Annotated in this window: 21 protein-coding genes, 1 tRNA gene and 1 pseudogene; 15 read left to right on the top strand and 8 right to left on the bottom strand. The window is 39.4% G+C overall.

Translation table 11 applies throughout. From position 1 onward, the window contains the following. Positions 1 to 152 precede the first annotated feature (152 nt). Positions 153 to 1181: a LysR family transcriptional regulator gene (locus QLG01_RS09715; protein WP_282496345.1), complete on the bottom strand. Its 1029-nt coding sequence runs from the start codon at positions 1179 to 1181 to the stop codon at positions 153 to 155. 201 nt (positions 1182 to 1382) lie between these two features. On the opposite strand from QLG01_RS09715, the gene adeF reads away from it, so the two are divergent. The 3 genes from adeF to QLG01_RS09700 are packed head-to-tail and all read left to right on the top strand — an operon-like array spanning position 1383 to position 7277. After that, complete coding sequence (gene adeF, locus QLG01_RS09710; RefSeq protein WP_282496344.1) at positions 1383 to 2603, top strand: multidrug efflux RND transporter periplasmic adaptor subunit AdeF; 1221 nt, start codon at positions 1383 to 1385, stop codon at positions 2601 to 2603. A gap of 6 nt (positions 2604 to 2609) precedes the next feature. Further along, positions 2610 to 5789 carry a multidrug efflux RND transporter permease subunit AdeG gene (adeG, locus tag QLG01_RS09705; RefSeq protein WP_282496343.1) on the top strand — a complete coding sequence of 1060 codons (3180 nt, stop codon included), beginning with the start codon at positions 2610 to 2612 and terminating at the stop codon, positions 5787 to 5789. Positions 5790 to 5801: 12 nt separating this feature from the next. Further along, positions 5802 to 7277, top strand: a complete 1476-nt coding sequence (locus tag QLG01_RS09700; protein ID WP_282496342.1) for an efflux transporter outer membrane subunit — start codon at positions 5802 to 5804, stop codon at positions 7275 to 7277. Positions 7278 to 7339: 62 nt separating this feature from the next. On the opposite strand, the gene glyA is transcribed toward QLG01_RS09700, so the two are convergent. Continuing rightward, positions 7340 to 8593 carry a serine hydroxymethyltransferase gene (gene glyA / locus QLG01_RS09695; protein WP_032052288.1) on the bottom strand — a complete coding sequence of 418 codons (1254 nt, stop codon included), beginning with the start codon at positions 8591 to 8593 and terminating at the stop codon, positions 7340 to 7342. A gap of 61 nt (positions 8594 to 8654) precedes the next feature. On the opposite strand from glyA, the pseudogene QLG01_RS09690 reads away from it, so the two are divergent. Continuing rightward, positions 8655 to 8816, top strand: a pseudogene (locus QLG01_RS09690) (hypothetical protein). 23 nt (positions 8817 to 8839) lie between these two features. Here the strand turns inward: QLG01_RS09690 and QLG01_RS09685 are convergent. Further along, the gene (locus tag QLG01_RS09685; protein ID WP_282496341.1) at positions 8840 to 10069 is read right to left on the bottom strand and encodes an alpha/beta fold hydrolase; all 1230 of its coding nucleotides are present in this window, start codon (positions 10067 to 10069) and stop codon (positions 8840 to 8842) included. Between the two features lie 252 nt (positions 10070 to 10321). Here QLG01_RS09685 and QLG01_RS09680 point away from each other — a divergent pair, with 252 nt between their 5' ends. From QLG01_RS09680 to QLG01_RS09630, 11 genes are all read left to right on the top strand, one after another. Continuing rightward, on the top strand, positions 10322 to 11008 hold the full coding sequence (locus QLG01_RS09680) for a 3'-5' exonuclease (RefSeq protein WP_199986720.1): 687 nt from the start codon (positions 10322 to 10324) through the stop codon (positions 11006 to 11008). A 147-nt stretch (positions 11009 to 11155) separates the two neighbouring features. Further along, a complete protein-coding gene (locus tag QLG01_RS09675; protein WP_199986719.1) occupies positions 11156 to 11788 on the top strand; it encodes a hypothetical protein in 633 nt (210 codons plus the stop codon). A 101-nt stretch (positions 11789 to 11889) separates the two neighbouring features. Beyond that, positions 11890 to 11966: transfer RNA gene (locus QLG01_RS09670), tRNA-Arg, on the top strand. A 117-nt stretch (positions 11967 to 12083) separates the two neighbouring features. Further along, entirely contained in the window at positions 12084 to 13019 is a 936-nt protein-coding gene (locus QLG01_RS09665; RefSeq protein ID WP_005307103.1) for an ABC transporter ATP-binding protein, read from the top strand. Continuing rightward, positions 13016 to 13789: an ABC transporter permease gene (locus tag QLG01_RS09660; protein WP_004791025.1), complete on the top strand. Its 774-nt coding sequence runs from the start codon at positions 13016 to 13018 to the stop codon at positions 13787 to 13789. The genes QLG01_RS09665 and QLG01_RS09660 overlap by 4 nt, the downstream gene beginning before the upstream one ends. Beyond that, positions 13786 to 14598, top strand: coding sequence for an NADPH-dependent 7-cyano-7-deazaguanine reductase QueF (gene queF / locus QLG01_RS09655; RefSeq protein WP_282496340.1), 813 nt, complete (start codon positions 13786 to 13788; stop codon positions 14596 to 14598). Before QLG01_RS09660 ends, queF begins: the two co-directional genes overlap by 4 nt. Before the next feature lie 23 nt (positions 14599 to 14621). Further along, the gene (locus tag QLG01_RS09650; RefSeq protein ID WP_005307108.1) at positions 14622 to 15272 is read left to right on the top strand and encodes a hypothetical protein; all 651 of its coding nucleotides are present in this window, start codon (positions 14622 to 14624) and stop codon (positions 15270 to 15272) included. A gap of 127 nt (positions 15273 to 15399) precedes the next feature. Next, the gene (gene rodA / locus QLG01_RS09645) at positions 15400 to 16542 is read left to right on the top strand and encodes a rod shape-determining protein RodA (RefSeq protein WP_005307110.1); all 1143 of its coding nucleotides are present in this window, start codon (positions 15400 to 15402) and stop codon (positions 16540 to 16542) included. A gap of 19 nt (positions 16543 to 16561) precedes the next feature. Beyond that, positions 16562 to 17563, top strand: a complete 1002-nt coding sequence (gene mltB / locus QLG01_RS09640) for a lytic murein transglycosylase B (RefSeq protein WP_004791015.1) — start codon at positions 16562 to 16564, stop codon at positions 17561 to 17563. A 289-nt stretch (positions 17564 to 17852) separates the two neighbouring features. Beyond that, positions 17853 to 18464: a septal ring lytic transglycosylase RlpA family protein gene (locus QLG01_RS09635; RefSeq protein ID WP_004791014.1), complete on the top strand. Its 612-nt coding sequence runs from the start codon at positions 17853 to 17855 to the stop codon at positions 18462 to 18464. Between the two features lie 573 nt (positions 18465 to 19037). Beyond that, positions 19038 to 19487, top strand: a complete 450-nt coding sequence (locus QLG01_RS09630; RefSeq protein WP_005307114.1) for an Mpo1-like protein — start codon at positions 19038 to 19040, stop codon at positions 19485 to 19487. A gap of 43 nt (positions 19488 to 19530) precedes the next feature. Here the strand turns inward: QLG01_RS09630 and QLG01_RS09625 are convergent, their stop codons facing one another. From QLG01_RS09625 to tsf, 5 genes are all read right to left on the bottom strand, one after another. Continuing rightward, entirely contained in the window at positions 19531 to 19848 is a 318-nt protein-coding gene (locus tag QLG01_RS09625) for an AzlD domain-containing protein (RefSeq protein WP_192454943.1), read from the bottom strand. A 1-nt stretch (position 19849) separates the two neighbouring features. Continuing rightward, positions 19850 to 20566, bottom strand: coding sequence for an AzlC family ABC transporter permease (locus tag QLG01_RS09620; protein WP_151828045.1), 717 nt, complete (start codon positions 20564 to 20566; stop codon positions 19850 to 19852). A 93-nt stretch (positions 20567 to 20659) separates the two neighbouring features. Further along, on the bottom strand, positions 20660 to 21484 hold the full coding sequence (locus tag QLG01_RS09615) for an AraC family transcriptional regulator (protein ID WP_282496339.1): 825 nt from the start codon (positions 21482 to 21484) through the stop codon (positions 20660 to 20662). A 104-nt stretch (positions 21485 to 21588) separates the two neighbouring features. Beyond that, positions 21589 to 22074, bottom strand: coding sequence for a DUF3465 domain-containing protein (locus tag QLG01_RS09610; RefSeq protein WP_282496338.1), 486 nt, complete (start codon positions 22072 to 22074; stop codon positions 21589 to 21591). Between the two features lie 65 nt (positions 22075 to 22139). After that, entirely contained in the window at positions 22140 to 23015 is an 876-nt protein-coding gene (gene tsf, locus QLG01_RS09605; RefSeq protein WP_004791001.1) for a translation elongation factor Ts, read from the bottom strand. Between the last annotated feature and the right edge of the window lie 58 nt (positions 23016 to 23073).

Raw genomic sequence — 23073 nt, 5'->3', positions numbered from 1 at the left:
AAATAAGGTGATAAAAACTTGAGTAATTTCTAAATTACTCTTCTGCCGAAATAATTGCAATTTCTATACCAGTAAATTAAGGATTTATGAAGATATCAAAACAGCGGATCGTATTACCTCATTAAATGTTGAAAAATCACTCAAATTTTAAGTTAGTTTTTGAGTGTGTAAGCCTCTGCCATATTTTCATTTTGAACCAATGTCCGAATGGTGTATTCATGGTTATGTTCTTTGGCACTGGCAAATTCACATTTTTGATCTAATGACATTGAGCAACCACTCAGCAATCGACAACCTGCAAATAATTCAGCTACCCAGTCAACAAACACACGAACTTTAGGCGATAAATGACGGTTTTGTAGATATACGACTGATATTGGCATTGGTGCTGGTAACCATTCAGTCAATACCTCCCTAAGCGCACCAGTCTCTAAATGTTTTGCCACCATATAATACGGACATTGAATTAGGCCAAAGCCTTGTACTGCCAAATCAATATATGAATCACCATCATTGACAGAAACGCGCCCTTTCACGCCAACGCTGTGAATTTCCCCATCAACCATAAAATCCCAGTCGATATTGCGTCCGGTACGACTATTAAAGTAATGCACGACTTGGTGTTTTTGTAGATCATTAATAGTTTTTGGTTCGCCATGTTCCGCCAAGTAACGTGGTGCAGCAACCGTCACACACTGAATTGTTCCGATACGACGTGCCACCAAACTTGAATCTTTCAACTGACCAATACGAATGACACAATCCACCGCATCTTGCACCAGATCTACGGGGCGATCACTCATTCCAATCACCAAATCAATATCAGGATATTTGGAATGAAAATCACACAGCATCGGAATCAGAATCAACCGCCCGATTGAAGCTTTAACATCAATGCGCAGTCGTCCTCGAGGTCCACGTTCTGAATCATGAAAAGTCGATTCAACGTCTTCGACATCGGCTAAAATTCGTGTAGTACGTTCATAATAAACCGCACCATCAGGTGTCAAACTGAGTTTACGGGTGGTTCGGTTTAATAAACGAACCTGTAAATGTTTTTCTAAACCCTGAATGGTTGTAGTCACAGAAGCACGCGGTAGGCCTAAACTGTCAGCCGCTAAACTGAAACTATTTGTTTCGACAACTTTGTTAAATACTTTCATGGCATGAAATAGATCCACACGCACACTCCTATCGATTAATGCATTTTTTCATTCAAACACATCAATTGTTATAAAAATACGAATAGTGTTATCGAATTTAATATATTTATTCGTAATTGACAAACTTTTATGCTCCGTTCATCCCATAAACCCTGTTTCTCCCATACGGACCAGAATTAAAAGTCTGAAAACAGGTATCCAAATAAGTAGGAGCACCTCATGTCATTTTCCCGCAAACAGTTTGCGCTGTCTGCCATCTTTGTCGCCATTTTGGCAACGGGTGGCAGTTTTATGTTTTTACATGAAAATGCCGATGCAAAAGCTGTACCGACCACAGCTCAACAAGCTGCTACTGTTGATATTTCTAATGTCATCAGCAAAACCATTACCGATTGGCAAGAATATTCCGGTCGCTTAGAAGCCATTGATCAAGTCGATATTCGGCCACAGGTTTCAGGTAAACTCATTTCCGTACACTTCAAAGATGGCAGTCTGGTTAGAAAAGGCGATTTACTTTTTACCATTGATCCGCGTCCTTTCGAAGCAGAACTCAATCGTGCCCAAGCTCAACTTGCTTCAGCTGAAGCACAAGTGACTTATACAGGTTCTAATCTTTCTCGTATTCAACGTTTAATTCAAAGTAATGCTGTATCTCGTCAAGAATTAGATCTAGCTGAAAATGATGCGCGCGCAGCCAGTGCCAACCTGCAAGCCGCTAGAGCAGCCGTTCAATCTGCACGTTTAAATCTTGAGTACACGCGCATTACCGCACCAGTCAGTGGTCGAATTTCTCGTGCCGAAGTGACTGTGGGCAATGTGGTTTCTGCGGGTAATGGAGCACAGGTTTTAACAAGTTTAGTCTCTGTATCTCGCCTTTATGCATCTTTCGATGTTGATGAACAAACTTACCTGAAATACATCAGTAATCAACGTAATTCAGCACAAGTTCCTGTCTATATGGGACTTGCCAATGAAACTGGGTTTTCTCGTGAAGGAGTCATCAACTCAATCGACAATAACCTAGATACAACCTCAGGTACGATTCGTGTCCGCGCAACTTTCGACAATCCAAACGGAGTTTTATTACCTGGTTTATATGCTCGAATCCGTTTGGGTGGTGGTCAACCTCGTTCAGCAATTCTGATTAGCCCAACCGCGGTCGGGGTCGATCAAGATAAGCGTTTTGTTGTTGTGGTGGATGCTAAAAATCAGACCGCTTACCGTGAAGTAAAACTTGGCACACAACAAGATGGCTTGCAAATCGTAAATAGCGGATTACAAGTGGGTGACCGTATTGTGGTGAATGGTTTACAGCGGATTCGTCCGGGTGACCCTGTTACCCCGCATCTTGTACCTATGCCAAATGCACAAATCACTGCGAGCAGCACTACTCCTCAACCTCAGCCAACAGAAAAAACATCAACTCCGGCAAAAGGTTAATCACATATGAATATTTCTAAATTCTTTATTGATCGGCCGATCTTTGCTGGTGTGTTATCAGTATTGATTCTACTTGCCGGTTTACTGTCGGTATTTAAATTACCAATTTCAGAATATCCGGAAGTTGTTCCTCCATCTGTGGTGGTACGTGCTCAATATCCAGGTGCAAACCCGAAAGTAATTGCTGAAACTGTTGCTTCTCCGCTTGAAGAATCCATCAACGGCGTTGAAGACATGCTGTATATGCAATCTCAGGCAAACAGTGACGGTAACTTAACCATTACGGTGAACTTTAAGCTCGGTATTGACCCAGACAAAGCTCAGCAATTAGTTCAAAACCGTGTGTCTCAGGCCATGCCTCGCTTACCTGAAGACGTACAGCGTTTAGGTGTCACTACGTTAAAAAGTTCACCTACCTTAACCATGGTTGTGCATCTGACTTCACCAGATAATCGCTATGACATGACCTACTTGCGTAACTACGCGGTGCTCAACGTAAAAGATCGCTTGGCTCGTTTACAAGGTGTAGGTGAAGTCGGTTTATTTGGTTCGGGTGACTACGCAATGCGTGTGTGGCTCGACCCACAAAAAGTAGCGCAACGCAATCTCACAGCAACTGAAATTGTGAGCGCAATCCGCGAACAAAACATTCAAGTTGCAGCCGGTACTATTGGTGCATCGCCAACTAATTCTCCTGTACAACTTTCAGTGAATGCTCAAGGTCGTTTAACGACTGAGCAAGAATTCGCAGATATCATTTTAAAAACTGCACCAGATGGCGCTGTTACCCGCTTAGGTGATGTTGCTCGTGTTGAACTTGCAGCTTCACAATATGGCTTACGTTCATTACTCGATAATAAACAAGCGGTCGCAATTCCAATTTTCCAAGCACCGGGTGCTAATGCTTTGCAAGTTTCTGATCAAGTGCGTAGCACGATGAAAGAACTTTCAAAAGATTTTCCATCTTCAATTAAATACGACATTGTGTACGACCCGACTCAGTTCGTACGTGCAAGTATTAAAGCGGTGGTTCATACCCTACTTGAAGCGATTGCACTGGTTGTTGTGGTTGTTATTTTATTCTTACAAACATGGCGTGCTTCAATCATTCCATTACTTGCCGTACCAGTTTCAATTATTGGTACATTCGCGCTCATGCTTGCTTTTGGTTACTCGATCAATGCGCTTTCACTGTTCGGGATGGTACTTGCCATCGGGATTGTGGTCGATGACGCTATTGTTGTCGTCGAAAATGTCGAGAGGAATATTGAAGCAGGCTTAAGCCCAAGAGATGCAACTTATCGCGCGATGCGAGAAGTGAGCGGACCGATTATTGCGATTGCTTTAACGCTAGTTGCCGTGTTCGTTCCACTTGCCTTTATGACAGGCTTAACAGGGCAATTTTATAAACAATTTGCCATGACCATCGCCATTTCAACTGTCATTTCGGCATTTAACTCACTGACGCTCTCGCCTGCTTTAGCAGCCATGCTACTGAAAGGACATGACGCTAAACCTGATGCATTAACACGTCTTATGAACCGTGTATTCGGACGTTTCTTTGCGCTGTTTAACCGCGTATTTACCAGAGCGTCAGACAACTATGGTAAAGGCGTAAGTCGTGTTATCTCCCATAAAGCATCGGCAATGGGTGTCTATGCTGCACTTTTAGGTTTAACCGTTGGGATTTCTTATATTGTTCCGGGTGGCTTTGTTCCCGCTCAAGACAAACAATATTTGATTAGCTTTGCTCAACTGCCAAACGGCGCGTCTTTAGATCGTACCGAAGCAGTCATTCGTAAAATGAGTGACACCGCACTTAAACAACCTGGTGTAGAAAGTGCAGTTGCCTTCCCTGGTCTATCAATTAACGGTTTTACTAATAGCTCAAGCGCCGGTATTGTCTTCGTGACCTTAAAGCCATTCGATGAACGTAAGGCTAAAGACTTATCTGCAAATGCAATTGCTGGTGCTCTCAACCAGAAATATTCAGCCATTCAAGATGCCTATATTGCGGTTTTCCCACCCCCACCAGTGATGGGTTTAGGCACCATGGGCGGCTTTAAACTCCAACTCGAAGACCGAGGTGCCTTAGGCTATTCAGCCTTGAACGATGCTGCTCAAAACTTTATGAAAGTAGCACAATCAGCCCCTGAACTTGGTCCAATGTTCTCAAGTTATCAAATTAACGTACCTCAGCTGAACGTAGATCTTGACCGTGTAAAAGCCAAACAACAAGGTGTTGCTGTGACTGATGTTTTCAACACCATGCAGATTTATTTAGGTTCTCAGTACGTTAACGACTTTAACCGCTTTGGACGTGTTTATCAGGTTCGAGCACAGGCAGATGCCCCTTTCCGTGCTAACCCTGAAGATATTTTACAGCTTAAAACTCGCAACAGTGCGGGACAAATGGTGCCTTTATCTTCATTGGTGAATGTAACTCAAACCTATGGTCCTGAAATGGTAGTGCGTTACAACGGCTACACATCAGCCGATATTAACGGTGGTCCTGCACCGGGTTATTCATCTAGCCAAGCAGAAGCTGCGGTTGAACGTATTGCTGCTCAAACTCTACCACGTGGTATCAAGTTTGAATGGACAGATTTAACTTACCAAAAAATCTTGGCTGGTAATGCAGGACTCTGGGTATTCCCAATTAGCGTCTTACTGGTGTTCTTAGTTTTAGCCGCTCAATATGAAAGTCTAACTTTGCCTTTAGCTGTAATTTTAATTGTACCAATGGGAATCTTGGCGGCTCTAACAGGTGTTTGGCTAACAGGCGGAGATAACAATATCTTTACCCAAATTGGTCTAATGGTGCTGGTCGGGCTGGCCTGTAAAAATGCCATATTAATTGTCGAATTTGCACGGGAACTCGAAATGCAAGGTGCAACTGCCTTTAAAGCAGCCGTTGAAGCAAGTCGTCTACGTTTACGTCCAATTTTAATGACTTCTATTGCATTCATTATGGGTGTAGTCCCACTTGTTACCTCAACTGGTGCAGGTTCTGAAATGCGTCATGCTATGGGTATTGCGGTGTTCTTCGGCATGATCGGTGTAACGCTGTTTGGTTTGTTCCTGACCCCTGCCTTTTATGTCCTGATTCGCACACTGAACAGTAAACATAAATTGCATTCGGCAGCAGTCCATGAAGCGCCTTTATCTACCCCACATGATCATTAAGGAGGATATTTGATGGCTACAGCAAAACAAAGCTTATTATTGTCCTCACTCATGGGAAGCCTGCTGCTTGCAGGCTGCTCTTTGGCACCTGAATATCAACCTGCAAAGGTCATAGTTCCCGTCAAATTTAAAGAGTCGGACGCTAAACTTGAGGATAATAACTGGAAAATTGCCCAACCCGCCGATCAGCAGCTTCGAGGTGAATGGTGGCGCGTTTTTAATGATGCTCAATTGAATGATCTTGAACAACAGGCCATTTCTGGCAACCAAAACCTTAAAGCAGCAGCGGCCAATATTCAGGCTTCACGTGCGTTACGTTCAGCAGCACAAGCTGAACGCTTGCCAAGTATTGGTGCAGGCTTTGGCCCAACTCGTCAAAAACCCTCTCCTGCTTCATTAGGTTTAGATGATAACGCTCATACATCTGCACAAACCTTATGGCGTGCTCAAGCGAATGTTTCATATGAGCTCGATTTATTTGGTCGTATCGCCAGCAGTGTTAATGCAGCAACAGCTGATGTACAGCAACAAGAAGCTTTATATCAGTCGGCACTTTTAGCCTTACAAGCAGATGTTGCCCAAGGTTACTTTCTCATTCGTCAGTTAGATGCTGAACAAGCAATTTATAATCGCACTATTAAACTGCTTGGTGAGACAAGAGACTTAGTTCAAACACGTTTTAGAAATGGTTTAGTCAGTGAATTAGATGTTTCCCGCGCACAGACTGAACTAGCTACCGCCCAAACCAATGCACTGAACATTGCTCGTAACCGAGCCAATGCAGAGCATGCACTTGCAGTATTGTTAGGCAAAACACCTGCTGATTTTAGCTTGGCAATTGAACCTTTAACTGCAAACAGCTTCCGTCTGCCAGCAGGTTTACCATCGGCCTTACTTGAAAGACGACCTGACATTGCTGCTGCCGAGCGTGCAATGGCAGCAGATAATGCGCGTATTGGAATTGCACGTGCTGCTTTCTTCCCAAAACTAGACCTGACAGGTGCACTCGGTTATGAATCATCAACTTTAGGTGATTTAGGTAAATGGTCAAGCCGTACATTCTTACTTGGTCCAGTCGCAGGCACTATTTTATCTTTGCCATTATTTGACGGCGGACAGCGTAAAGCTGGAGTCGCTCAAGCACGAGCTGCCTATGAAGAAAGCGTCGCAAACTATCGCCAAACTGTATTGAATGCATTTCGCGAAGTTGAAAATGGTTTATCTGATCAAAGAATTCTCGATCAGCAAATTCAGGCTCAAAGCCAAGCGCTATCTTCTTCTCATCATGCAAATCAGCTTTCTCATCTACGTTATCGAGAAGGTGCAATTAGCTATCTTGATGTGATTGACTCGGATCGGACTATTTTACAACAAGAGCAACTTTCTGCACAGCTTAACGGTACCAGAATGGTGGCTAGTGTAAATTTAATCCGCGCATTAGGTGGTGGCTGGCATAGTTTCGAGTCACCGGTAAAATCTGAAAGTTAATTTTTCCCTAATTAACTTGATGTAAAAAAAGCGCCATACGGCGCTTTTTTTACATTTACAACTTATTGTGCGTATACAGGGAATTTTGCACAAACAGTTTCAACTTTCGCTTTTACGTCAGCAATAACTTTTTCGTCACCTTTGCTGTCAATCACATCAGCGATCCAACCAGCAAGTTCACGAACTTCAGCTTCACCGAAACCACGAGTTGTTACCGCTGGAGTACCGATACGGATACCAGAAGTCACGAATGGAGAACGTGGGTCATTTGGAACTGAGTTTTTGTTCACAGTAATGTGAGCAGCACCTAACCAAGCATCTGCATCTTTACCAGTTACATCTTGCTTGATTAAAGATAACAAGAATAAGTGGTTTTCTGTACCACCAGAAACAACGTCATAACCACGAGCGATTAACACTTCAGCCATAGCTTGAGCATTTTTTACAACTTGTTGTTGGTAAGCTTTAAACTCATCAGACATTGCTTCTTTGAAGCAGATTGCTTTAGCAGCAATCGCATGCATCAATGGACCACCTTGGTTACCAGGGAATACAGCTGATTGAAGTTTCTTCTCGATTTCTTCATTCGCTTTCGCAAGGATTAAACCAGAACGTGGACCACGAAGTGTTTTGTGAGTCGTAGTTGTAGTTACGTCAGCAATTTGAACTGGGTTTGGATATACGCCAGCAGCTACAAGACCTGCAACGTGAGCCATATCAACAAAAAGGTAAGCGCCAACTTTGTCCGCGATGTCACGGAAACGTTGCCAATCTACAACACGGCTGTAAGCAGAGAAACCAGCAACGATCATACGTGGCTTGTGCTCTAATGCTAAACGTTCAACTTCTTCATAATCGATCTCGCCAGTTTCAGCGTTCAGACCGTATTGAACTGCATTATAAGTTTTACCAGAGAAGCTTACTTTAGCACCGTGAGTCAAGTGACCACCGTGAGCCAAGCTCATACCTAAAACAGTATCGCCTGGGTTAAGAAGTGCTAGATAAACAGCAGAGTTAGCTTGTGAGCCAGCATGTGGTTGAACGTTTGCGTAATCTGCACCAAAAAGTTCTTTAGCACGATCAATCGCCATTTGCTCAATGATATCCACATATTCGCAACCGCCATAATAGCGTTTACCTGGATAACCTTCTGCATATTTATTCGTAAGTTTTGATCCTTGCGCTTCCATCACAGCAGGAGAGCAATAGTTTTCAGAAGCAATTAACTCGATATGTGCTTCTTGACGCTCACCTTCAGAAGCAATTGCTTGAGCTAATTCTGGATCAAATTCAGAAATGGAAATATTGGCAAACATTAGCGGGGGTCCTATAAAATTAGGGCTTTTAAGCCGTGCTAAGATTGCGACATATTGTAGCATGAACTTTATAATTAAACAGAATGAAGTTAGCTCAGTTTTAAATAAAAATGGCTCAAGTTTTATAAAAAATGAGCCATTGTTTATAAATCAATAAAAAAGCTGGTTTAAAGCTTATATTTTAAATTTTCCCCTCATTCACTTTAGCTTACAAGAAGGTTAAAAATACTTTAAATATCAATAACTCTATTGTGCTGTTAGCAAAGTCTGAACATTTCCAACGATGTTGTCTACATTGCTACTCATTGCCGTATTATGGTCCCAGTTACCAGTCACATAACTATTAATTTTAGTACCTACGACAGTGGCATTAGATATCAAAATATCTGTAGCTACTTTAGGAACTGTCGTATCTGCTAGCCCCTGATAAATAATGATTGGTGTAGATACTTTTGCCTGTAAAGGTTGAGAATCTTTATCTAAGAATGTTTTAACCAAGGGTACCGTCATAAAGTTAGGTTGTGTACGCGTAAAACCGTCCAGTGTGCCGGCATGAGTTGCTGCGTAGGTTTGCATATTAACTGCCAAAGCTTGGGCTAATGGTCCCGCACAAATCGTTTCTGCCTGCTGTGCTGTACTTTCTGTTTGTGAAGTAAATACCTGCGAATAATTAAAGCTTGGCTGTGTATTTCGAATACCTGCTGTAACTAACGCAGTATAGGTATCAAGCTGTGCATACATCGGAATCTTTTTATCTATAGTTGCATTAGCAACAGCTTGTTCACCTGCAACTAAAATAAAACCTAAATTAGAAGCTGGTGCTACGGCTACTGTACCTTTATAGTCTAGCTGTGCACGACTCGCATATTGTGCAGCACCTAACGCAGCATGTCCCCCTTGGGAATGACCGACTGTAAGCCATTTTTTTGAAGTTAATAAGTTACGCTGTGATAAATAGTTACGCGTTGCAACCACAGCATCTGTAATTGAGAAAGCCTCACTTTTAACATTTAAAAATGGATGTATGCCTGAAGTACCTAAACCTTCATAATCTGGCGCAACAACAACATAACCAGCTGCAAGTAACTTACTAATTAAATCTTTTGTACTGTCTGTTAAAGCTGCTTTACTTGGTGCACAGGCATCTGCGACACCTGTAGTACCATGTGCCCAGACTACAATTGGCCAACCGCCTGTTGGTGGTGGAGTATTTGGTGTGAATACCAAACTGGTTGCCTGTACTTCTTGGCCACTTTGACCTAACATTTTATAGGTCAAAATACTACTTTCAGCAGCAACTGATCCTAGGTTCGTGCTCGTGTAAGCATCTACTTTAACTACTGGGTTTTGAATATTATTGGCTGGAGTACCAGATGGATTAGTAGTTACTGGGCTGTCATCGCTACTTCCTCCACCACATGCCGTCAACAATAAGCTTGTGCTAAGAACACTGGTCATGAACAGTTTCATTTTCATTGGTATATCTTCCCTTAAATTCCATTTTTGTTGTGCTTTAGTTTTTTAATCAACATTTTCTAATGTCTTAAAAACAATTACGCCTAAACTTAATTTTTAGCAAGTCACATTTGATCAAAATTAGCACTGAAATCTTCTACTTTTCAACATAACTTGAATTTCTTATTGGCATCTAACCTTCTCTTCATGTTTTAAAGTGAACAACCAACTGTTAACATTCATAGCTACTCGTGATTGTTTAAAGGGCCAGTTATGCAAACCATTATTTTAGATACAGAAACACATACACTAAATGGTTTGCCTATTGAAATTGCATATGCCCCGATTGAAATTAATGAAGGCAAGCTCACCTTAGATAAAAGCAAATTGTTTGATCAGCTCTATCAAGTCGGTGCCCCTATTTCCTACGCCGCTATGGCAGTTCACCATATATTAGAGTCAGATTTAGAAAACCAGCCTCACTATAAAACGTTTAAATTACCAGAGAGCACGACTTATATTATTGGTCACAATATTGATTACGATATTGCCGCGATTGCACGTTGCGGTGTAGATGTATCGAATATTAAACCGATTTGTACTTTAGCTTTAGCGCGTAAAGTTTGGCCTGAAGCAGAAGCGCATAATATCTCCGCCCTCATCTATATGATTTCGCAAGGCAGCAATAAAGCTCGTGAATTACTCAAAGGTGCACACCGTGCCGATGCAGATATTATTTTGACTGCTAATATTTTGATGCATATTGTATATCATTTAAATATTCAAGATATTGAAGAGCTATACCGAGTTTCTGAAGAAGCACGTATCCCCACAACGGTTAACTTTGGTAAGCATAAAGGCACAGCAATTGCTGAACTTCCTAAAGACTATATTCAATGGTTATTACGCCAAGATGAGCTTGATATTTACCTTCGCAAAGCATTAGAAAGTGTACTTTAATGACTTAAATAGATGATACTCATCAATTCTTCATCATATTGTCATTTTTGAGTTTTATGGTTAACCCCATTTATATTTTATTAAAAACAGCACTGTTCAACTCAGAAAATTGAACAGTCTGATTTATTTTTATATTGGGGAAACATAATGGCTGGTTTTTATAGAACCAATTTAGGAAGAGTTGCACTTCAACAACGCAATATTGTTTTAAATGCAAAACAAAGGCGTTTATTACTCTTGATAGACCATGAGGATTTTCAAAACTTAAATGGTGAATTTAAAAAACGCATTGCTTCTCCGGAATTGATTCAACAACTTGTCGACTTAGAACTTATTGCCCCAGCTGCCTCTACAGAAACATTAACTGATGAAGAAATTATTTTAAAAACCTCACAAATAAATAAAGTAGAAGAAAATCAAAAAGAATCTATTGGTAGCTCCATAGCACATTCCCCGAATCTTGTTGGAGAAATCCAGCTTTCCGAGCAAAAAACTTTAGATCAGTCCAGTACTACATATTTTCAACCAGTAATATCTTCTAAGGCTCTTTCTTTCGAAGAAATACAACTATTAATGATGAAAACGCTTAGCAGTTATTGCGGACTAATGACTAAACCACTTGTTCAAAGAATAGAGAAAACGACTACAATACAAGAACTTAAATTATGTCAGATACAGTGGATTACAAATTTACAAGAATCACGCATTCCCCCTCAGGAACTTGCCACAGCTTTACGTACAATTAACTATTCAATTCAGCTTCTTCAAGAAAGTATATAAAATATTGAACAACTTGCTGTTTAATTAAGCATTAAAGTCACTTGGCACGTATTTCGTGCTTTACCTGCCAGTGTTTTTTTCCTATGATGTGCCCCACGCATGCGCTCGTAGCTCAGTTGGATAGAGTACAGGTTTCCGAAACCTGGGGTCGTGGGTTCGATCCCCGCCGGGCGCACCAGCTTTTATATAATAACTTCATAAATTTATCTCAATTTTATAAAATTCCGACTATTTTACTTGGTTTATTAATCATTATCGCTCAAAATATACCCCTCTTTCATAATGTGAGAATTTCATGACTGATGCTTTGGTTTTAAGAGATTTGTCCAAAACATATCGTAATGGTTTTCAGGCGTTAAAAGGTATTAACCTCACTGTGCCTGAAGGTGAATTTTATGCGTTGTTAGGCCCAAATGGTGCCGGCAAATCAACAACCATTGGTATTATCAGCTCCCTCACGAAAAAAACCTCAGGAACAGTTGAGATTTTTGGACATAATCTTGATACCCATCCATCTCTGGCAAAGCAGCAGCTTGGTGTCGTTCCTCAAGAATTTAACTTTGGACAGTTTGAAAAAACATTCGATATTTTAGTCACTCAAGCTGGCTATTATGGCATCCACAAAAAGATTGCAGAAAAACGTGCCGAACATTATTTAGAAAAGCTCGGCCTGTGGGAAAAACGTAATATACAAGCACGCATGCTGTCTGGTGGTATGAAGCGTCGTCTGATGATTGCCCGTGCCATGATGCATGAGCCTAAGCTTCTTATTCTAGATGAACCCACTGCCGGTGTAGATATTGAATTACGCCGTTCTATGTGGGATTTTCTGACTGAAATGAACGAAAGCGGTACTTCTATTATTTTAACGACCCACTATTTAGAAGAAGCAGAAATGTTGTGTCGTCAAATTGCGATTATTGACCGCGGTGTAATTAAAGAAGATACCAGCATGAAGAACTTCCTTAATCAGCTCAATGAAGAATCATTTATCTTCGATTTAGCCGAACCGATTGGGCCGCTTCAGTTAAATATTATTGGTGTAAAGTTTAACTTAATCGATAGCAATACATTAGAAGTAACGATGGATAGAGCGCATACATTAAATGACCTATTCCAGCTATTAGAATCTCAAGGTATTCGTGTTCGTAGTATGCGCAATAAATCGAACCGTTTAGAAGAGTTATTTGTCAAAATGGTCGAGAAAAATCTTGAAGGAGAGGCAAAATGAATTTTAGCCAACTGCAAATTGCTCTCTGGACCATAGTTCGTAAAGAAGTACGCCGTTTTCTACGCATTTGGCCACAAACCTTATTACCACCTGCGATTACAATGAGTTTGTACTTTGTCATTTTCGGTAATTTGGTGGGTTCACGCATTGGACAAATGGGTGGCGTGAGCTACATGCAATTTATCGTGCCCGGTTTAATTATGATGGCGGTCATTACCAATAGTTATGCCAACGTTTCTTCAAGTTTCTTTAGTGTAAAATTCCAAAAAAGTATTGAAGAACTTATCATGAGTCCCGTTCCACTCCATATCATTTTATGGGGCTATGTAATTGGCGGTATTTGCCGTGGTGTATTAGTTGGTGCAATTGTGACTGCAATGAGCATGTTCTTTACTGACCTTTTCATACACAACTGGTTCGTAACTATATATACAGTCTTAATTACGTCGGTTCTTTTCTCGTTAGGTGGTTTTATTAATGCAGTCTATGCAAAATCATTTGATGATATTTCTATTATTCCCACCTTTGTTCTTACACCCTTAACTTATTTAGGTGGTGTGTTTTATGCCATTAGTGCACTTGGCCCTTTTTGGCAAAAACTTTCTTTAATTAACCCTATTGTTTATATGGTTAATGCTTTCCGTTTCGGCATTTTAGGTCATAGCGATGTGAATGTTTCATTCTCTTTAATCATTGTGACATCATGCTGTGTTGTACTTTACGGAATTGCTTACTATTTACTTGCTCGTGGTTCAGGAATGCGTGAATGAGTGTCGAACAGTCTTTATTGGGTAAAGAAACCCAATATCCAACTAATTATCAACCTGATGTTTTATTTCCAATTGCCCGTGCTCAATCTCGTGAAAGCTATTCACATATTGAAGGCATTACTCAAGGTAAAGATTGGTGGCATGTTTTTGAAATCTCATGGTTAAACGCTCATGGTATTCCACAAGTTGCGATTGGCAGAATTACACTGCCCGCTTCTTCACCGAATTTAATTGAGTCAAAGTCATTAAAACTTTACTTCAATAGTCTTAATTTCACTCAATTTGATTCGAAAGAGTCATTCATTGAAACAGTTGAAAAAGATCTCTCAGCTGCTGCGGGTGCAAAAGTTGAATTAACCTTATTTCAGGTTGATGATTTAGAGATTTGTAAACCTCAAGGCATTTGTATTGATGACCTTACTCCAGAACGTTTAGAGCAACATCCTGATGCGACTCTTTTAAAACGAGATGAGTCTGGTGAAGAAGTTGAAATTGAGCTGTATTCTCATCTTTTGAGAAGTAACTGCCCAGTCACGGGACAGCCGGATTGGGGTACAGTTTTTATTCGTTTTAAAGGCAAAAAACCTTGTTATCGTAGTGTTTTAGCTTATATTATCTCGTACCGTCAGCATAACGGCTTTCACGAACAGTGTGTCGAACAGATCTTTGCCGATATTTGGCAAAATCTAGAGCCTGAGAAGCTGATGGTTTATGCAACTTATACTCGTCGCGGCGGACTTGATATTAACCCTTGCCGAGTATCGGATCTTTCATGGATGCCAAAACCGATTCGATTGGCACGACAATAAAACGAATAATTTGAGGATACACCATGCCGTTTTTTGGTTTTACCCCTTCTGAAGGCTTATTGAACGATATACAAACTGGAATTGCGAATAAGAATTCTAGCGAACCTTTATATCCACTTCGCGATAAGATTGCTTTACAGCTTAATGAAGAGATTATTGATAATGTCTTAATTCAGTTAGTTCAGCATTTTCCTGCAAGTGAAAAGCGCGATACTGCCGAAAAACTAGCAGGCTATGTCAAATCAACTGTTGCTGTTCTTTTAAAGCAATTGTTAAGCAAAGCACCAAATGATGTGGTTAAACAATCAGTAGAGTTTTCTGAAAAAAGCTTATTTAAAGACCCACAAGGCCAATATAAAGTAGGCGTAAATTTAGATGCGGGTTTAGTGACTAACCTTAAGCATAACTTTACTGAACTTGAAGCAGGCAATGACATTAATAAAGCTGCTTTAGCTGAGTTATATAAACAATTCGGCGATGCCATGATTAAACACTTCATGTCTGATTTTAATAAAACATTAGACCTTGGCATGATTAAGCGTAAAGCAGCCGATATTGGTGCAGCAGCTGTAACAAAAGCTGTTCACATTGCGATCGACAAATTGATTCCAAGCCTAAATCGCACTGAACTAAAAGCGATGGCTGAATATCATGATGGTTTATTCTTTAACTAATAAAAAATAGACTATCGGAAACCTAGCGAAAGCTAGGTTTTTTTATTGCAAAATATTGATATACATTGCCATTAACCAAGTTTATGTTAGCATGCGCCAAGCACTGATTGACCTTAGTTAACGCCGCATGTCTCCTAGTCCGCAATATAAATTTTTACGCCAAGCTCCTCGAGATGGTCTTAGCACTGCTATGCAACCTTCAAAGTGGCAACAACTCCATGTTGACCCTTGGCTATGCCTATTTCTGCTCTTAAATGCGCTATTAGGTTTAACCGTACTATATAGTGCTTCTGCACAAGATGTGGGGTTAGTGAGTAAACAAGCCATGAGTTTTGGTATTGGCTTTTTAGTGATGTTTGGTCTAGCCCAAATTCCGCCAAAGGTCTATCAAGCTTTTTCACCCTATTTTTATTTATTTGGCTTATTTTCACTTTTGGCAGTCATGATATTTGGTGAAGTCCGAATGGGTGCTCAGCGCTGGATTGATATTCCTGGTTTCGGAAGTGTCCAACCCAGTGAATTCATGAAAATCGGCATGCCCATGATGATTGCCTGGTTTTTAGCACGTAAACCACTTCCCCCTAGTTTTTCACAAGTTGTTTTATCATTAATGTTAATTGGTATTCCTTTTTTACTGATTGCAGAACAACCTGACTTAGGGACATCACTTTTAGTATTAGCAAGCGGTATATTTGTTTTATTTTTAAGTGGACTATCGTGGCGTATGATCGGTGCTGCAGGAGCCTGTGCTGCGGTGGTCATTCCGATTGCTTGGGAATTTCTTTTACACGACTATCAACGTCAAAGGGTTTTAACTTTACTTGATCCAGAGGCAGATGCGCTCGGTACAGGTTGGAATATTATTCAATCTAAAACTGCAATTGGTTCTGGTGGTTTTTCAGGTAAAGGATTTCTTGAAGGCACCCAGTCACATTTACACTTTTTACCTGAAGGTCATACCGACTTTATTATTGCTGCGTATTCCGAAGAGTTTGGGCTCATCGGTGTACTTATTTTAGTGATTCTTTATTTTGCTATTATTTTTAGAACATTCCAAATCGGTTTACAAAGCTTCCATAACTATGGACGTTTAGTTGCTGGCGCCTTTGGTTTGTCTTTTTTTGTTTATGTATTTGTAAATGCGGGAATGGTCAGTGGTATTTTACCTGTAGTAGGTGTTCCCTTACCTTTTATGAGTTATGGCGGAACAGCTATTATTACTTTAATGGCCACCTTTGGTTTAGTCATGTCCATTCATACACATCGATAATCTGGAATTTTAAAACGATATGTTGTCTCAACACTTAAATAAAACTTTAAAAATGCTTGCTTTATGTACTGGTTTAATCAGTACAAGTCACTTCGCTCAGGCCAACGATTTTGCAACACATCCTGATTATGTAAATTTTAAACAAAAAACGATGAGCGCTTATGGGTTAAGTGGCGACCAAGTTGATGCAGCTATGAATGGTGCAAAAAATTTACCAAACATTCTAAATATTATGACTCGTCCAGGTGAAAGCAAACCTTGGTATGACTATCGCTCTATGTTTTTGGTTGAAGGGACAATTCAACGTGGTGTCCGTTTTAAAAACCAATATGCAGATGCTTTAAACCGTGCTGAACAACAATATGGTGTATCTCAAGCTGTCATTTTGGGCATCTTGGGTGTTGAGACAGGCTATGGCGCAAATAAAGGCTCATTTATTACACGTGATGCATTAGCCACACTTGCTTTTGGCTACCCTCGCCGTGCTGAATATTTTGGTGATGAACTTGCTGCTCTTATTGCATGGACTTATAAAGAAGGTTACCCAACAAGTAGTATTGTAGGTTCCTATGCAGGTGCAATTGGCTATCCACAATTTATGCCGAGTAATATTAGTAAATATGGGGTCGATTATGATGGTAATGGACACATCGATTTAAGAAACTCTGCAGAAGATGCAATCGGTTCAATCGCAAATTACTTAGCAAAACAAGGATGGCAACGCGATCAACCTATCGGGTTTATGGCACGTTACACAGGCTCAAATCCAGACAGTGTTATTGCTAAAGATTTAACTCAACCTTTTCCATATGGTGCATTAAAGACACTCGGGGTTTCACCTTTAAATCCTTTAGTTAAAATTGATGATCTGGATATGGTGAATGTTATTCAATTACAAGACTATAATGGTCCAATTTATTATTTGACTTACCCGAATTTTCAAGTGATTACGACTTATAATAAGAGCCGTATGTATGCTACTGCTGTATGGTTATTAGGCACTGAAGTGGCTAGCCGATAGGCTAGCTTTTTTATGAGTTATGTAAAAGTCAATAAATATTTTTGTTAAATAGATCACAATACGCACAAATTTAATATTCTGTTACACTTTTGATTATTTTTTAACCCAGAACTGTAAGTTTTTGCCCTTTTTGTAACTATTTCTCGTTAAAGACTAGACACTCTCCGTAAGCGATGAATATTATCCACCCCAATGTAGCAATTGCAAAAGTGAATAATAAGACATGTTCACTTTAAATTTCAGTCAATCGCTGAAAGAAAAAAGTACATGTTCTCAGGAGTTTATACAAATGCAGTTATCGCTGAAATACGTTCTTGCACTGACGGCTAGTTTAAGCATAGCCCCATTGCACGCTGAAATGGTGCAATCTTCATCATTAAATAGTGATGTAGATGGTTCTAATTTAGCAGCTCGTGTATTGAGTAAAGATACTCAAAATTTTAATTCTCGTTTTTCTAACATTAACAGTCTTTCAATCACTGAACGTTCTGGCGATCAAATCCGTCGTCAAGCTATCGCAGCAAAAATTGAAATCCCTGAAGATGAGCCTTCAGTGATTGAAAAACTTAACACAGTAGCTTCAAACACTGTTCGTAAGTTTAGCCAAACTGGCATGGCTTCATGGTATGGTCGTCAATTCCATGGACGCAAAACAGCAAGTGGTGACACATTCGATATGAATGCCCTTACTGCTGCTCACCGTAGCCTACCGTTGAACTGTTACATCCGAGTAACGAATAAAGACAATGGTAAAAGTGTGGTTGTAAAAGTAAATGACCGTGGTCCTTTCCATGGCAATCGTGTACTTGACCTCTCTTACGGTGCAGCTAAGCGTCTTGGTATTACCAATGCTGGAACTGCAAAAGTTAATATTGAGCGCGTTGATGGTCCAACTTCATAAGTTATAGACTCTAGAGCTCATGTAAAAAGCCGCAATTTTTTCTGCGGCTTTTTTATTTTTTCAACTATGAAAATAATTCCCAGCTTAAGGTAAAAAAATTATCTTTTTTAACCCTTCTCCAACCCCAGTTTTGAATGTTTTTTAAACAAAAAATTGCATTTATTTTATCAAAGTCTATTTCGCTTCTAAATTGCGCTTAGAGCGACTTTAATAAATTTGCGCTACCCTAGTACCATTTTTCTAAAATGAGGGCTATTTATGGCGTTTTTAGAGTAGATGAGTAGAGCTTTTTCACACAATTTTCCCACCCTTCTCAAAATTACACTTTTTTTGATGTTTTCATCATTGAGCAACACAGAAAAAATATTATGAAATATTGCATTCTTTTTTGAGTTCAAATGGACTCTTTTTTCAATCATCGCCACATTATTTTTTTCTTCTACCCCTTCCTCAGTTTTTACTGCCAAGTTGCTATAGTTGAATAGTGTTGGTTTCTTGTCGAATTCCTCCAGAACAGGCTAAAATATATCCAGAAAAAAATAAATCAAAGTTAAAACAAGGAGTGTGCCATTAATGAAATCCCTTACAGAATGGTTTGACGAATATAGCGAAAGCCATCAAAACCCAACCAATAAACAAATTCACTGGCTCTGCGTTCCTGCCATTTTATTCTCTATTATTGGAATCATTGCCCATTTCAGCACCTTGCTCACTGCTCTACTACTTGTACTCTCTTTAGTATTTTATGCTCGTTTAGATCTTGTACTTGCTGTTGCAATGGCAGCTTTACTTGTTGTTATGGCATGGCTCATTTACACCCTACCTGTAGGAGTAGGATTTTATATTGCTATTTTTGTGATTGCTTGGATCGGACAGTTCTATGGTCATAAAATTGAGGGCAAAAAGCCATCGTTCTTTAAAGATTTACAATTTTTACTCATTGGCCCCGTCTGGTGCATGGATGCCTATCTAGGAAAAATCTTACCCAAATGGAAAAGTAGACAAAAACACGCTATATCCTAATTGTTGAATTAAAGCTGGATCATCTCGATTCAGCTTTTACATTTTAGTAATTTATTAGAAAATTTATAAAATAGAAAAAAAACAAACTAGCGATAACACTTAAAAGCACCTTCTTCAGATAAAGGGCAATCACAATACAAAAGATTGATGCATAAATATAAGGATTATCAATAATTCCTTTTAAATTATCGCCATCAAAAAAAACAACTGGAATACAAATTGCTGTTAATAAACAAGGTGCAGAATAATTAAGCATCTTATTCATAATAAGCGGTAATTTAATTTTAACAGTGGGTTCTAAAAAATAATAACGATTAAAAAAGACGATTGCTGCCAAACCTAAAATCATAAACCAAGACATATTATTGCTCCTTACCTATTTTTTCAGTTAACACTGCAACCAACATACCGATTAATCCTGAAAGTAAAATCGCTCCTTCAACTTGATATAATTTAAAGAAAAATCCGCTTAAACAAGTCATTAGCACACCAGCAATTACAGGCATTCCCTTACATAGCGGCACTATCATGGCAATAAAAATAGCCACAATTGAAAAATCTAAATGATAATTTAGTAGATCTGGAATCACTGTTGCCAAAAGTATTCCAACCAAGCTAAAAATGACCCAGAATAAATAAAAAGACAGACCTGCACCTAACAGATATTCTGGCTGTCTTTTTTCACCGGATGCACACACCGCAAATAATTCATCCGTTAATAAAAAACCTAAACTTAACCGTTTCGAAAGAGACAAAGCAGAAATGTCATTTCTTAAAGTTAATGCATAAATAAAATGCTGAGCCGTTAAAAAGAAAATCGTCACATAAATTGTAAAAATAGATGCCCCTTCCATTACCATGCTTAAACTAACTAATTGAGCTGCTCCAGCAAAAACAATTCCCGACATCGCAAGGGCTTTATAAAAAGATAAACCTGCATGAATTGCCATAGAGCCTGCCAAAATTGCCCACGGAATAACAGAAATTGACAAGGGCAAAATATCCATTGCACCACGTAAAAAAAGATAGGGTGGCTTATTTTTTGGAAACCTCACCAACTGATGAAGCTGAATATTCATATATAAAATCCAAGATAAAAGATCTCTCTATAAAATGCGTAATGAGAGTTGATTTATATTGAATAAAATTGCTGTAAATCAATTTTTAATAATCTAGTTATTTAGGCTAGCTACATATTGAGTAGGCGTCACTCCCATTGCTTTTTTAAAGTGACGATTAAAATGGCTTTGATCAGAAAAACCACATTGCTGTGCCACCATCGCAATTTGGTCACCCTGTTTTAATAATTGTCTTGCTTTTTGTAAGCGTGCTTGAACAAGCCAAGCATGAGGTGGCAAGCCCACATATTTTTTAAATTGTCTTAAGAAATGCCATGCACTTAGACCCACCATGTCAGCCAGATCTTGCAAAGAAAAGTTTGTTTCAGGCATTTCTACCAGTAATTCTTTAACTCTTAATATTTTTGAATATGCTTCAGGCAACTCACAAAAAGTATGATTTGATTTACCATGTCGCTTCATTAAACAGGCTAAAGTCGATAAATACATCGTTTCTTTAAGTAAAAAATTTTCTTTTTGTTCTAATAAATCAAAGAGTAAACAAAGTTGCTGAGCCAAACCCAAGTCACGAATCACAGCTTGAGGAAACCACGGTGCCCCACGCGAATTTTCAAAAAAATCTTGGCTGACTTCTGCCAACATTTCAGGTGTAGGATAAATTGCTCGATATCGCCAACCTGACTCTACCGCAGATGACCCCGTATGAATTTCGTCAGCGTTTACTAAAATAATGTCGCCTTTAGGAGCTACATGCAGCTGGCCCGTCCTAAAAAAAGACTGTGCTCCCTCTTCAATCACACCAATACAGTACCCTTCATGAGTATGCTTCGAAAATTGTGTTTGGTGATAATGTGCTTTTAGTAACTCTAAACCGCCCAGCTCTCGCACATGCAGATAATCAGCTTGCTCCCGCTGCATAAATACGTCTCATCTATTCAATAAAAAAACCATAGCATGTTTTAAGAAACTGAATAGAATAAAATTGCTCTATAAAAACAATCTCTTTATTTGTTTATTCGGCTTTATTGGTAGATTTGCCCATCATGTTTGAGCCAACCGCTTTCATGACGATTTTGTGGATCACGATGTGTCCAGTGTAATACACCGCCTTTTGGGTTATATTCATATTCACCGTAAAACTCTACAACATCACCTTTTTTCAAATTAGGAATTTTAGGTGCTAAATCAATATTATGTGCGACTAAAATTGAAAGGCCATTTTTTAGTACAAGAATAAATTTCTGGTGTCTCGACCCATCATTATCATCTCTTAAAATTGCTTTTACTCGGCCGCTTCCCTGCACTTGAACATTACTTTGTCTTTGCTCATAAGCAGCTTTTATTGTATCAACCCCAGTATTTGAAAGTGTAGTTTCAGTATGCTGAGCTTCGGGTATAACTGATGACGGCGATTGATTTTGCTTATGCTCAGATAAATCCAGACCAAAATATGCAGCAATCAATAAAATTATGACACCACCAATACTGAGATTTTTTTTATTTGTCATTGTCTACCCTTAATTTAACTGAGATAAAAAAAGCCCCAATGGGGCTTTTTTTATTGTGATACGAATTACTTCGCAGCAGCTTGAGCAGCAGCAACTTCTTCAGCGAAGCTCATTTCTGCTTTTTTCTCAATACCTTCACCAACTTCGAAACGTACGAAGTTAGCAACAGTAGTACCAGTTGCTTTTAATACATCAGCAACTTTTTTGTCGTTGTCGATTACGTACATTTGACGATCAAGAGCAACTTCGTTCAAGTATTTATCAACTGAACCAGTTACCATTTTCTCAACGATGTTAGCTGGCTTACCAGATTCTAACGCTTTCGCTTCAGCAATTTCTTTTTCTTTAGCGATAAGGTCAGCAGGAACAGCTTCAGCATTTACAGCTACTGGGTTGAATGCAGCAACGTGCATTGCAATACCTTTACCAGTGTCAGCATCACCAGTATAAGAAACTACAACACCGATTTTTAAACCGTGTTTGTAGATAGCCAAGTTTTCGCCTTCAACGATTTTCGCACGACGAACTTGGATGTTTTCACCGATTTTTTGAACAAGCGCAATACGAGCTTCTTCAACTGTTTGACCGTCTGCTAATTTTAATTCAGCGATTTTAGCAGCATCAGTTTCACCAGCAGCTAAAGCAGCAGTAGCAACCGCTTTAGAGAAGTTAGAGAAGTTTTCGTCTTTAGCAACGAAGTCAGTTTGACAGTTAACTTCAACTAGAATTGCTTTGTTGCCTTCTTGAACGATTGTGATTGCACCGTCAGCAGCAATGTTACCAGCTTTTTTAGCAGCTTTAGCTTGACCAGATTTACGAAGGTTATCAATAGCAAGCTCGATGTCACCGTTCGCTTCTGTTAATGCTTTTTTGCATTCCATCATTGCAAGACCAGTACGGTCACGTAATTCTTTTACCATGCTTGCAGTAATTGCAGTCATGTTGATCTCCTAAAATCGGTAGAAAATAAATCTTTTCAACAAAAACGGCCCAAAGAAA

Source organism: Acinetobacter sp. V89_4, assembly GCF_029967875.1.
In the GTDB taxonomy this organism is placed as follows: domain Bacteria; phylum Pseudomonadota; class Gammaproteobacteria; order Pseudomonadales; family Moraxellaceae; genus Acinetobacter; species Acinetobacter oleivorans.
Note: the sequence above shows the minus strand (reverse complement) of the source record. Positions and strands in the feature narration are given on the sequence as shown.

Excerpts from the sequence above, each read along its gene's own strand:
- QLG01_RS09615 (WP_282496339.1), bottom strand. The coding sequence starts at position 21,484 with ATGCAGCGGGAGCAAGCTGATTATCTGCATGTGCGAGAGCTGGGCGGT.
- QLG01_RS09625 (WP_192454943.1), bottom strand. The coding sequence starts at position 19,848 with ATGTCTTGGTTTATGATTTTAGGTTTGGCAGCAATCGTCTTTTTTAAT.
- QLG01_RS09680 (WP_199986720.1), top strand. The coding sequence starts at position 10,322 with ATGCAAACCATTATTTTAGATACAGAAACACATACACTAAATGGTTTG.
- tsf (WP_004791001.1), bottom strand. The coding sequence starts at position 23,015 with ATGACTGCAATTACTGCAAGCATGGTAAAAGAATTACGTGACCGTACT.
- queF (WP_282496340.1), top strand. The coding sequence starts at position 13,786 with ATGAGTGTCGAACAGTCTTTATTGGGTAAAGAAACCCAATATCCAACT.
- QLG01_RS09685 (WP_282496341.1), bottom strand. The coding sequence starts at position 10,069 with ATGAAAATGAAACTGTTCATGACCAGTGTTCTTAGCACAAGCTTATTG.
- QLG01_RS09700 (WP_282496342.1), top strand. The coding sequence starts at position 5,802 with ATGGCTACAGCAAAACAAAGCTTATTATTGTCCTCACTCATGGGAAGC.
- adeG (WP_282496343.1), top strand. The coding sequence starts at position 2,610 with ATGAATATTTCTAAATTCTTTATTGATCGGCCGATCTTTGCTGGTGTG.
- adeF (WP_282496344.1), top strand. The coding sequence starts at position 1,383 with ATGTCATTTTCCCGCAAACAGTTTGCGCTGTCTGCCATCTTTGTCGCC.
- QLG01_RS09610 (WP_282496338.1), bottom strand. The coding sequence starts at position 22,074 with ATGACAAATAAAAAAAATCTCAGTATTGGTGGTGTCATAATTTTATTG.
- QLG01_RS09650 (WP_005307108.1), top strand. The coding sequence starts at position 14,622 with ATGCCGTTTTTTGGTTTTACCCCTTCTGAAGGCTTATTGAACGATATA.
- mltB (WP_004791015.1), top strand. The coding sequence starts at position 16,562 with ATGTTGTCTCAACACTTAAATAAAACTTTAAAAATGCTTGCTTTATGT.
- QLG01_RS09660 (WP_004791025.1), top strand. The coding sequence starts at position 13,016 with ATGAATTTTAGCCAACTGCAAATTGCTCTCTGGACCATAGTTCGTAAA.
- QLG01_RS09635 (WP_004791014.1), top strand. The coding sequence starts at position 17,853 with ATGCAGTTATCGCTGAAATACGTTCTTGCACTGACGGCTAGTTTAAGC.
- rodA (WP_005307110.1), top strand. The coding sequence starts at position 15,400 with ATGTCTCCTAGTCCGCAATATAAATTTTTACGCCAAGCTCCTCGAGAT.
- QLG01_RS09675 (WP_199986719.1), top strand. The coding sequence starts at position 11,156 with ATGGCTGGTTTTTATAGAACCAATTTAGGAAGAGTTGCACTTCAACAA.
- QLG01_RS09620 (WP_151828045.1), bottom strand. The coding sequence starts at position 20,566 with ATGAATATTCAGCTTCATCAGTTGGTGAGGTTTCCAAAAAATAAGCCA.
- QLG01_RS09630 (WP_005307114.1), top strand. The coding sequence starts at position 19,038 with ATGAAATCCCTTACAGAATGGTTTGACGAATATAGCGAAAGCCATCAA.
- glyA (WP_032052288.1), bottom strand. The coding sequence starts at position 8,593 with ATGTTTGCCAATATTTCCATTTCTGAATTTGATCCAGAATTAGCTCAA.
- QLG01_RS09665 (WP_005307103.1), top strand. The coding sequence starts at position 12,084 with ATGACTGATGCTTTGGTTTTAAGAGATTTGTCCAAAACATATCGTAAT.